This is a genomic window from Nocardia wallacei (assembly GCF_029868745.1).
Lineage (GTDB): Bacteria > Actinomycetota > Actinomycetes > Mycobacteriales > Mycobacteriaceae > Nocardia > Nocardia wallacei_B.
In genome coordinates, this window is sequence record NZ_JARWOP010000070.1 from 20,145 (window position 1) to 29,377 (window position 9,233).

At 69.5% G+C, this 9,233-nt stretch carries 6 protein-coding genes; 3 read left to right on the forward strand and 3 right to left on the reverse strand.

Going from position 1 to position 9,233, the window contains the following annotated elements; all coding sequences use genetic code 11:
- Positions 1 to 10 precede the first annotated feature (10 nt).
- The 3 genes from QH470_RS04370 to kstR form a co-directional block, all read right to left on the reverse strand.
- Entirely contained in the window at positions 11 to 868 is an 858-nt protein-coding gene (locus QH470_RS04370; RefSeq protein WP_280270956.1) for a metal ABC transporter solute-binding protein, Zn/Mn family, read from the reverse strand.
- A gap of 203 nt (positions 869 to 1,071) precedes the next feature.
- Positions 1,072 to 3,645: a trehalose-phosphatase gene (gene otsB / locus QH470_RS04375; protein ID WP_280270948.1), complete on the reverse strand. Its 2,574-nt coding sequence runs from the start codon at positions 3,643 to 3,645 to the stop codon at positions 1,072 to 1,074.
- A 180-nt stretch (positions 3,646 to 3,825) separates the two neighbouring features.
- Positions 3,826 to 4,491 carry a cholesterol catabolism transcriptional regulator KstR gene (kstR, locus tag QH470_RS04380; RefSeq protein ID WP_280270949.1) on the reverse strand — a complete coding sequence of 222 codons (666 nt, stop codon included), beginning with the start codon at positions 4,489 to 4,491 and terminating at the stop codon, positions 3,826 to 3,828.
- Between the two features lie 144 nt (positions 4,492 to 4,635).
- Between kstR and QH470_RS04385 the strand changes: the two genes are divergently transcribed.
- The 3 genes from QH470_RS04385 to QH470_RS04395 are packed head-to-tail and all read left to right on the forward strand — an operon-like array spanning position 4,636 to position 9,086.
- Positions 4,636 to 6,840 (forward strand): acyl-CoA dehydrogenase family protein, encoded by a 2,205-nt coding sequence (locus QH470_RS04385; protein WP_280270950.1) that lies wholly within the window; start codon positions 4,636 to 4,638, stop codon positions 6,838 to 6,840.
- A 27-nt stretch (positions 6,841 to 6,867) separates the two neighbouring features.
- The gene (locus tag QH470_RS04390; RefSeq protein WP_280270951.1) at positions 6,868 to 7,932 is read left to right on the forward strand and encodes an acyl-CoA dehydrogenase family protein; all 1,065 of its coding nucleotides are present in this window, start codon (positions 6,868 to 6,870) and stop codon (positions 7,930 to 7,932) included.
- Entirely contained in the window at positions 7,917 to 9,086 is a 1,170-nt protein-coding gene (locus tag QH470_RS04395; protein WP_280270952.1) for an acyl-CoA dehydrogenase family protein, read from the forward strand. The genes QH470_RS04390 and QH470_RS04395 overlap by 16 nt, the downstream gene beginning before the upstream one ends.
- Positions 9,087 to 9,233: the final 147 nt, after the last annotated feature.

Below are 9,233 nucleotides of genomic sequence, written 5' to 3' on the forward strand. Positions count from 1 at the left end.
ACTCCCGTCGTCAGCCCAGGGCCTTGGCCAGCGCCTGTGCGTTCGCCGTCTGCCACTGCACGTAGTCGGTGCCCGCGGGCAGGGTTTCGGTCACCTCCACCACCGGCACCCCGGCGGCCGTCGCGGTCGCGGCGATGTCCTTGGTGGTCTTGTCCTCGGTCTGCACGTTGTAGAGCAGGGCCCGGACCTGCTTGGCGGTCAACAGGTCTCGCACGGCGGCCACGTCGGCGGGCGCCGGGTCGGTGCCCTGCTCGACGGCCTCCTCGAAGGCGTGCGGGGTGCGGTCGTCGGCGCCGGCGGCCTGCAGCAGGTAGTGCGCCAGCGGCTCGGTCTGCAACACCGGGGACTTCGGGTGCTCGGTCGCGATCTTCGCGGTGACGGCGCTGATCTCCTTCAGCTTGCCGCGGAAGGCCTCGGCGCGTTCGGTGTAGGCCTGCGCGTGCTCCTGGTCGGCCGCGCCCAGTTCGGAGGCGATCTTCGCGGCCACGGCGTCGACGGTGTTCACGTCGTACCAGACGTGTTCGTTCTCGTCGGTCCCGGACTTCAGCTCGAAGGCGTTGATCGTCGGTTTGCCGCGGCCTTCCGCGGCCTTCTCGGCGAACTCGTCGTAGTCGCCGCCATTGACGATCACCAGCGCGGCGTCGCGGATGTCGGCGGCGTCGGTGGGCGAGGTCTGGTATTCGTGCGGGTCCTCGGTCGGGCTGTCGATGATGGACTTGACCTCGACGTCGGGCCCGGCGATCGCGGCGGCGATGCTGCCCCAGACGTCGGTGGAAGCCACGACGGTGACCTTGTCGGAATCGTTGCTCGAATTACCGCAGGCGGTGAGGCCGGCCGCGGCCGCGACCCCCATCGCGACGGCAGCCATTCGGACGGCGAAACTTCTGGTCACGCGGGGGTACTCCTACACGCACTTAACGGAAACGATTTCCATTAAATGTAGCGTACGTGTCCATAGCCGAAGGTATCGATTTGCCGGATCGACGCTGTGAGAACGAACACGAGCGTCCCGCGTGGAACGGCCCGCCTCGGCATGAGGCGGGCCGTTCGGTCGGCTGCGAATACCGAGCCCTACTGTGCCAGGGCGACCACCGGCTGGCTCAGCAACTGGGCGCAGCGCAGCAAACCCAGATGGCTGTAGGCCTGCGGATGATTGCCCAGCGACCGCTCCGCCACCGGGTCGTACTCCTCGCTCAGCAGGCCCGTGGGCCCGGCCACGTCCACCAGCTGCGCGAACAGCGCCTCGGCGTCGGAACGCTTACCGATCAGCAGGTACGCCTCCACCAGCCAGGCCGCGCAGAGGTGGAACCCGCCCTCGCCGCCGGGCAGCCCGTCGTCGTGGTGGTAGCGGTAGACCGTCGAGCCGCTGCGCAGTTCCGCCTCGGTCGCCACCACGGTCGCGGCGAACCGCGGATCCGACGGCTCGATCAGTCCGCTCAGGCCGATGTGCAGGGTCGCCGCGTCCAGATCGGTGCCGTCGTAGGCCGCGGTGTAGGACTGCACCTCGTCGTTCCAGCCTTTGGTCTTGACCTCGTCGGCGATGGTGTCGCGCAGCTCCAGCCAGGCCGGGTCGACCATGCGGTGGAACTTCTCGGCCAGTCGCAGCGCCCGGTCGACGGTCAGCCAGCCCATCACCTTGGAGTACACGTGGTGGCGGGGGTTGCCGCGGATCTCCCAGATGCCGTGGTCGGGTTCGCGCCAGCGCCGCTGCACCGCGGAAACCATGGCGTGCACCAGTTCCCAGTCGCGATCGGGCAGCGCCGCGGCCGGGTCGATGACGCCCTTGCGTTCCCGGGCGTCGGCGAGTCCGGCGATCAGGTCCACGATGGGACCGAACACGTCCAGCTGCACCTGCATGTTGGCCGCGTTACCGACCCGCACCGGGCGCGAGCCCGCGTAGCCGGGCAGCGCGTCGAGCACGGCCTCCGGCGGCAGCGTCTCCCCGTACAGGGTGTACAGCGGATGCAGGCGCTCCGGCCCGGCCAGCGTCTCCAGCACCCGGTGCACCCACTCCAGGAATTCCTCGGCCTCGCCGATGGACCCCAGTGTGACCAGCGCGTGCGCCGTCATCGAGGCGTCGCGCAGCCAGCAGTAGCGGTAGTCCCAGTTGCGCACGCCGCCGATGTCCTCCGGCAGTGAGGTGGTGGCCGCGGCCAGGATCGATCCGGACGGCGCGTGCACCAGCCCGCGCAGGGTCAGGGCCGAGCGCTTCATCAGGTCGGGCTTCAGCGGCGGCAGTTCCAGTTCCTCGGACCAGTCCCGCCAGTACCGCTCGGCCTCGCGCCGCCGCTCCGGCTCGCTGACCATGGCCGGCGCGAGATCGGAGGTGCCGCAGCGCATTTCCAGCACCACCGGCCCGGTCGAGGGGTCCACCACCGCGCGCGCGGTCTGGTGGATGCCCTCCTCGATGATCTCCCACTCGATGCCCGGCGACCGCAGCACGATCGGATCGTTGGTGCCGTGCACCCGCAGTCCGGCGGCTGTGCGGTCCAGATTGACCGGCACCTGGCCGAACTCCGGTCGCGGCGCGAAGGTGACGACGGCGCGGGCGTCCCCGGTGATCACCCGGGTCAGGTCGGTGCGCTCGGGCGGCACGTCGTGCGGCAGATAGTCGACGACTTGCAGACTGGCCCACCGGGTTTCGACGGTCATGGTGCCGTCGACATAGCGCTGCGACAGCGGCAGCCCCGGCCGTTCGGGTGCGATGGTGAAGTGCCCGGCGTCGGGCCCGCCCAGCAGGTGCGCGAACACGGCCGCCGAATCCGGTTCGGGGTGGCAGAACCAGGTGACCGTCCCGTCCGGCGTGACCAGGGCCTTCGCGCGCGGGCCGGCCAGCATGGTCAGCCTTTCGATTCGAGGGGCCGAAGCACCCGCCAGCCAGGTGCGCCGCTCTTCGAGCAGGAACGCCAGGGCCTTGGCCACCTCCTCGGTGCTGGCCACGCGATATCCGGCGAGGCTGGTGCCCTCGCCGACCTTGATGCCGAGATCGGGGCCGGACAGCCTCGCGAACGCCTTCTCGTCGGTGACGTCGTCACCGAAGAAGACCGCCGCCGAGGCGCCCTCCTGATGCCGGATGATGTCGAGGGCCGCGCCCTTGTCGGTCTGGATGACGGCGAGTTCGATGACCGCCTTGCCCTCGGTCACCTGGACGCCCACCCAGCTGGCCGGGCCCTGCCGGGCCTGCTGCAACGCGCGCCGGCCCACCTCGGGGGCGGCGTTGCGAACGTGCAGCGCCACGCTGGCGGGCTTGATCTCGACCGTGGCGCCCGGATTGTCCGCGGCGATGCCGGCCAGTGCGTTCTGCACTTCTTGCAGAAGCTGTTTGGCGTCGTTGTCGATGGCGTGCACGAAGCCGACGTCGAATTCCGAGCCGTGGCTACCGATCAGCTGCACCTCGACCGGGAGCCGGGACAGCGCCGCGAGATCTCGCAGTGCCCGGCCGGAGATGACGGCCGCTGTGGTAGCGGTCAGACCGGCGAGTGCGCGTAACGCGCTCACCGATTCCCGATGGGGATAGGCTTTCGCCGGGTCGGACACGATGGGCGCGATCGTCCCGTCGTAGTCCGAGGCGACAAGTAGCCGTGGCATGCGGGCTACTGCCGCCAACGCACGGCGAAGTTCCTGTGGCAGATCCTGTGCGCTCACGCATCCAACCTATAGATCGGAGGAGAAATTTCAGGGCGCGGGAAACTTTACTGGGTAGGGTTTGCCCGCCGGTTCGCGCAGTGATACGAGACGTTTACGTTCGCCTCGCCGTGCGCATTCCTGATTGTGCGGTCTCCTGCCGTACGTTAGCTGGCTTGCCACGCGCAGCGCCGGGCAAACCTAGCCGGATTCGCCACTCAGCAGCAGGTCAACGGTCAGCTCGAGGCGTTCTGTGACGTCCGTCGCGGACGCCCGGCGAGTGAGCCAGGCGACGAGATTGGACAGCCACACGTCGCTGATCACTCGCGCGATGGCGAGATCGCGATCCGAGGACTCGTCGTCGTCGTTCATCGCGCGGGCGAAGAACCGGTCCATCACCCGGCCGACGCGGTCGACCTCGGCGGCGGCGGAGGCGTCGGCGAACATGAACGCGCGCGTCATGGCCTCGGTGAGCAGCGGATCGCGCTGCATGGCGCGAGTGACCTGGGTGAGCAGCAGGTGCATGCGCTCGCGCGGCGTCTGCCCGGCCAGCGGTTTGCGCTTGTTGTCGAACTGCTCGAATTCCCGGGCCAGGGCCGACACCAGCAGGTGCACCTTGGAGGGGAAATACCGGTACAGCGTGCCCACGGCGACATCGGCGCGCTCGGCGACCGCGCGCATCTGCACCGCGTCGTAGCCGCCCTTCGAGGCCAGTGCGAGGGTGGCGTCGAGGATCCGCTTACGGCGTTCGCGCTGGGCGGAGGAGCTGAGTTCGTCCTCGCTGAGCGTGGTCACCGGTGTGGCACGCGGGCGGGTTCCGTTCCGCGCCCCCGAGTCGCCTGACTGCTCTCGGGAGGGACTGGCCATTGGTGAAAGTCCTTTCCTGGAAACGTCGTTATTGCGCCTGTGCCGTCGGTGCTGCGTGGACCGGCGGTGTCTTGACTTCCGCCCGACGAGGATATTAGAACATGTTCTAGGTGTGGGAGTCACGCCGGAGAGGCGGGAGGCAGTGTGACCATCGCCACCACTGACGAGCATAAAGCCGTTCAGGAGTCGATGCGCGGATGGGCGGCGGCCGTCCGCCCGATTGCAACAATGCGCGGCGGGACGCCTGGATATTGGCGTACGTACTGGCCGAGTCTGGTCGGGCTCGGCATCTTCCGCGTCGCGGTCGACGAGGACGCCGGGGGTGCCGGCGGTTCCGTCGGCGACCTGGCCGTGTTGGTCGAACAGGCGGCGCATGATCTGGTGGGCGGGCCGGTGTCGACGACCGCGCTCGCCGGCCTCGTTACCGGCGGCGTGCTGGACGAGGATACGCCCTGCGGCGTCGCGCTGGGTGACCCGGTTGCGGTGCCCGGCAACGGAACCGGTGAGGTCGAGCTGACCGGTGTCTGGGAGACGGTGCTGGGGGCCGCGGCGGATACGGCCGTGCTGCTGCCGATCGAGGTTCCGGCGACGGGTGCCGACGCGGGCGCGGAAGGTTCCGGCGGGCGGCGGCTGTGGTGCCTCGTCGAGGCGGGAGCCGCAGGGTTGCGCGTCGAGGACCTGCCGCCGCTGGACGCGAGCACTCCGCTGGCGCGGGTGCACGGCGCGAACGTGCGGGTCGCCGCCGATCGCACCTTCGAAACCCCTTACGCGGTAAACGATCTCGTCGCCGCGCTGGTGGCCGCGGAGCTGGCGGGAATCGCCGGCTGGTGCCTGGAGACGGCGACCGAGTACGCCAAGGTGCGCGAGCAGTTCGGCCGGAAGATCGGTGAATTCCAGGCCGTCAAACACCTCTGCGCGTGGATGTTGTGCCGCGCCGAGCAGATTCGCGCGGTCGCCGCCGACGCCGCCGCTGCCGTGGACAACCGCAGCGACGAACTGCCGCTGGCCGCCGCGATCGCGATGTCGATAGCCCTCGACGCGGCGGTGGAGACGGCCAAAGACTGCATCCAGGTGCTCGGCGGCATCGGGTTCACCTGGGAGCACGACGCGCATCTGTACCTGCGCCGGGCCGTGGCGCTGCGCCAGCTGCTCGGCGGCGGCGCGGTCTGGCGGGCCCGGGTGACCGAGCTGGTGCGTGCCGGTCGACGGCGCACGGTGGGTCTGGATCTCGGCTTCGGCGAGGACGCCGCGACCGAGAGCGCGGCCTGGGACGCGCTGGGACTGGACGCGGCCGGAGCCGCCGAGCTGGCCGCGGAGCTGGCGCGCATCGGCGCCCTGCCCGCCGAGCAACAGCGAGACGCGTTGGTGGACACCGGTTTACTGGCGCCGCACTGGCCGCCGCCGTACGGCCGCGGGGCCGGGCCGATTCTGCGCACCCTGATCGACGAGCAGGTGCGCGCGGCCGGAATCACGGTGCCGGACATCCAGATCGGCAACTGGGCGGTGCCGACGCTGCTCCAGCACGGCACCCCGGAACAGATCGAGCGCTTCGTGCATCCGACGCAGCGCGGCGAGGTGATCTGGTGCCAGCTGTTCAGCGAGCCCGAGGCCGGGTCGGACCTGGCGGCGTTGCGCACCACCGCGACTCGGGTCGAGGGTGGCTGGAAGTTGCAGGGGCAGAAGGTCTGGACCTCGCTGGCGAACGTGGCCAACTGGGCGATCTGCCTGGCCCGCACCGATGCGAGCGTGCCCAAGCATCGCGGGATCAGCTACTTCCTGGTCGACATGAGCAGCCCGGGGATCGATATCCGGCCGCTGGTGCAGATCACGGGCGAGGCGAAGTTCTCCGAGGTCTTCCTCGACGATGTGTTCGTCCCCGACGACTGCCTGGTCGGCGAGCTGGGCGCGGGCTGGAAGATCGCCCGCTCCACCCTGTCCGCCGAACGAGTCGCCATGGGCGGCAGCGGAATCGGCGCGGAGCTGGAGCGGTTGATCGCCACCGCGCCGAGCACCGGGCCGGGCGCGGAATTGATCGCCGACCGCCTCGGGGCACTCGTCTCCGAATCGGTCGCTGGATTATTGCTGGAAACCAGGGCCGCGCAGCGAATACTGGCCGGAATCGATCCCGGTCCGCAGAGCAGCGTGCGCAAACTGGTCGGTGTCCGCCATCGTCAGGCGGTCGCGGAATTTGCCGTCGAACTCGCGGGAGTGGCGGGTGCTCAGGAATCCGATGTGGTGAAAGAATTCCTGTTGACGCGCTGTTTGTCGATCGCGGGAGGTACCGAGCAGATCCTGCTGACCGTGGCCGGGGAACGAATTCTCGGGCTCCCGCGCGAATCGCACGGCTAAGTCCACACCTCACACGGGAGCATTGCATTGGACTTCAACAGGGATGAGAGCCAGGACGCTGTCGCCGAGGTTGTCGTAAGTTTGCTGGAACATACCGACGCCCGCGATATCGAATTGTGGCCGAAAATTGTCGACAGCGGTCTGCTGGCGGTCGCCCTACCGGAACGCTACGGCGGCGACGGGATGGGACTGCCGGAGGTCTCGGCCATGCTGACCGAGCTGGCGACCGACGCCGTGCAGGTCCCGGCCCTGGCCACACTCGGCTTCGGCGTGCTGCCGCTGCTGGCGCGGGCCCCGGAAGCGCTGGCGGACAAGGTCTTTCCGGCGGTCGCCGAGGGCGCGGTGCTCACGGCGGCGCTGCACGAGCCGGGCGCGCCGTTCGCGGTCAAGCCGGTGACGGTCGCCGCGGCCGACGGTGACGTGGTGCGGATCAGCGGCCGCAAGGTGGCCGTGCCGTATGCCGATCGGGCCGGGTGGCTGCTGATCCCGACCGATTCCGGCATCGCCGTGGTCGAGGCGGGCACGCCGGGTGTCACCGTGCGCGAGACACCCGCCTCCACCGGCGCGCCGGAGTTCTCGGTATCGCTGGATCAGGCGGAGATCCCGGCCGGGCAACTGCTGCCCGACGGCCTCGACGACCTGCACCGACTGGCCCTGGCGTCGATCGGCTCGGTCGCCGACGGGCTGCTGAAGGGCGTGCTCACGCTCACCGCGGAGCACGTACGCACCCGTCGTCAATTCGGCCGCCCGCTGGCCGAATTCCAGGCGGTCGCGCAGCAGATCGCCGACGTCTACGTCGTCTCGCGGACGCTGCACGCGGCCGCACTGTCCGCCAATTGGGCGCTGGCACAGGATGATCGGACGCCCGAACAGCAGGCACGCATCGATGACGACCTCGATGTGCTCGCCTACTGCGTCGCCTCGGATTTGCCCGTGGCCATGCAGAAGTGTCACCACCTGCACGGCGGTATCGGGGTGGACATGACCCACCCGCTGCATCGCTACTACTCACAGGCCAAGGACATCGCCCGCTGGCTCGGCGGCGCGTCGTTCCGGCTGGATCGATTGGGAGCCAGATGTTCATCGACCTAACGGCCGAACAGCGCCGGCTGCGTGACGAATTACGTTCCTACTTCGCCGATCTCGTGACGCCGCAGGAGGCGGCCGAGATGTCGGTGAACCGGCACGGCGACGCCTACCGGGCGGTGGTGCGGCGCATGGGCCGCGACGGCCGGCTCGGCGTGGGCTGGCCGAAAGAGTTCGGCGGCCAGGGTTTCGGCCCCGTCGAACAGCAGATCTTCTACAACGAGGCGGCCCGCGCGGACGTGCCGCTGCCGCTGGTCACGCTGATGACGGTCGGCCCGACCCTGCAGCAGTTCGGCACCGCGGAACAGAAGAAGAAGTTCCTGCCCGCGATCCTTTCCGGCGACGTGCATTTCGCGATCGGCTACTCCGAGCCGGAGGCCGGCACCGACCTGGCCAGCCTGCGCACCAGCGCGGTGCGCGACGCGAACGGCGACTGGATCGTCAACGGGCAGAAGATCTTCACCACCGGCGCGCACGAGGCCGACTACGTGTGGCTGGCCTGCCGGACCGGATCGGTGGAGTCGCGGCATCGCGGCATCACGATCCTGATCGTGGACACCAAGGATCCGGGCTACTCGTGGACGCCGATCATCACCTGCGACGGCGCGCACCACACCAACGCCACCTACTTCGACAACGTGCGGGTCCCTGCCGACATGCTCGTCGGCGAGGAGAACCGCGGCTGGAAGCTGATCACCACCCAGCTCAACCACGAGCGGGTCAGCCTCGGCCCGTCCGGCAAGATCGAGCAGCTCTACGACCGGGCGCACGATTGGGCGCAGCGCCAGGGTGTGCTCGGTGAGCCGGATGTGCGGCGGTCGCTGGGCCGCATGCACGCCATGGTCCGGCTCAACGAACTGCTGAACTGGCAGGTCGCCGCCAACGCCGACCACGCGGCCGACGATCCGGCCGGGGTGATCGCGGACGCCTCCGCGACCAAGGTCTACTCGACCGAATCGCTGCAGGAGGCCGGGCGGCTGGCGGAGGAGATCGTCGGGCGCTACGGCGATCCGGCCGACGACGCCACCGGCGAGCTGCTGGCCTGGCTGGACCGCCGCACCAAGCAGAACCTGGTGGTGACCTTCGGCGGCGGCGTCAACGAGGTCATGCGCGAACTCATCGCCACCGCCGGGCTGAACCTGCCGCGCGTACCGAGATAGGAGTTTCCAGTGCCGGAAACCGTGACAGCGGACGAGATCGTCGCCGCCGGGGAACGGATCATGCAGGCGGGGGAGTGGGGGGGGGGGGGGGGGGGGGGGGCCCGGCGGCCCCCCCCCCCCCAAGACAACGAGGGCGGGGCGGGGGGG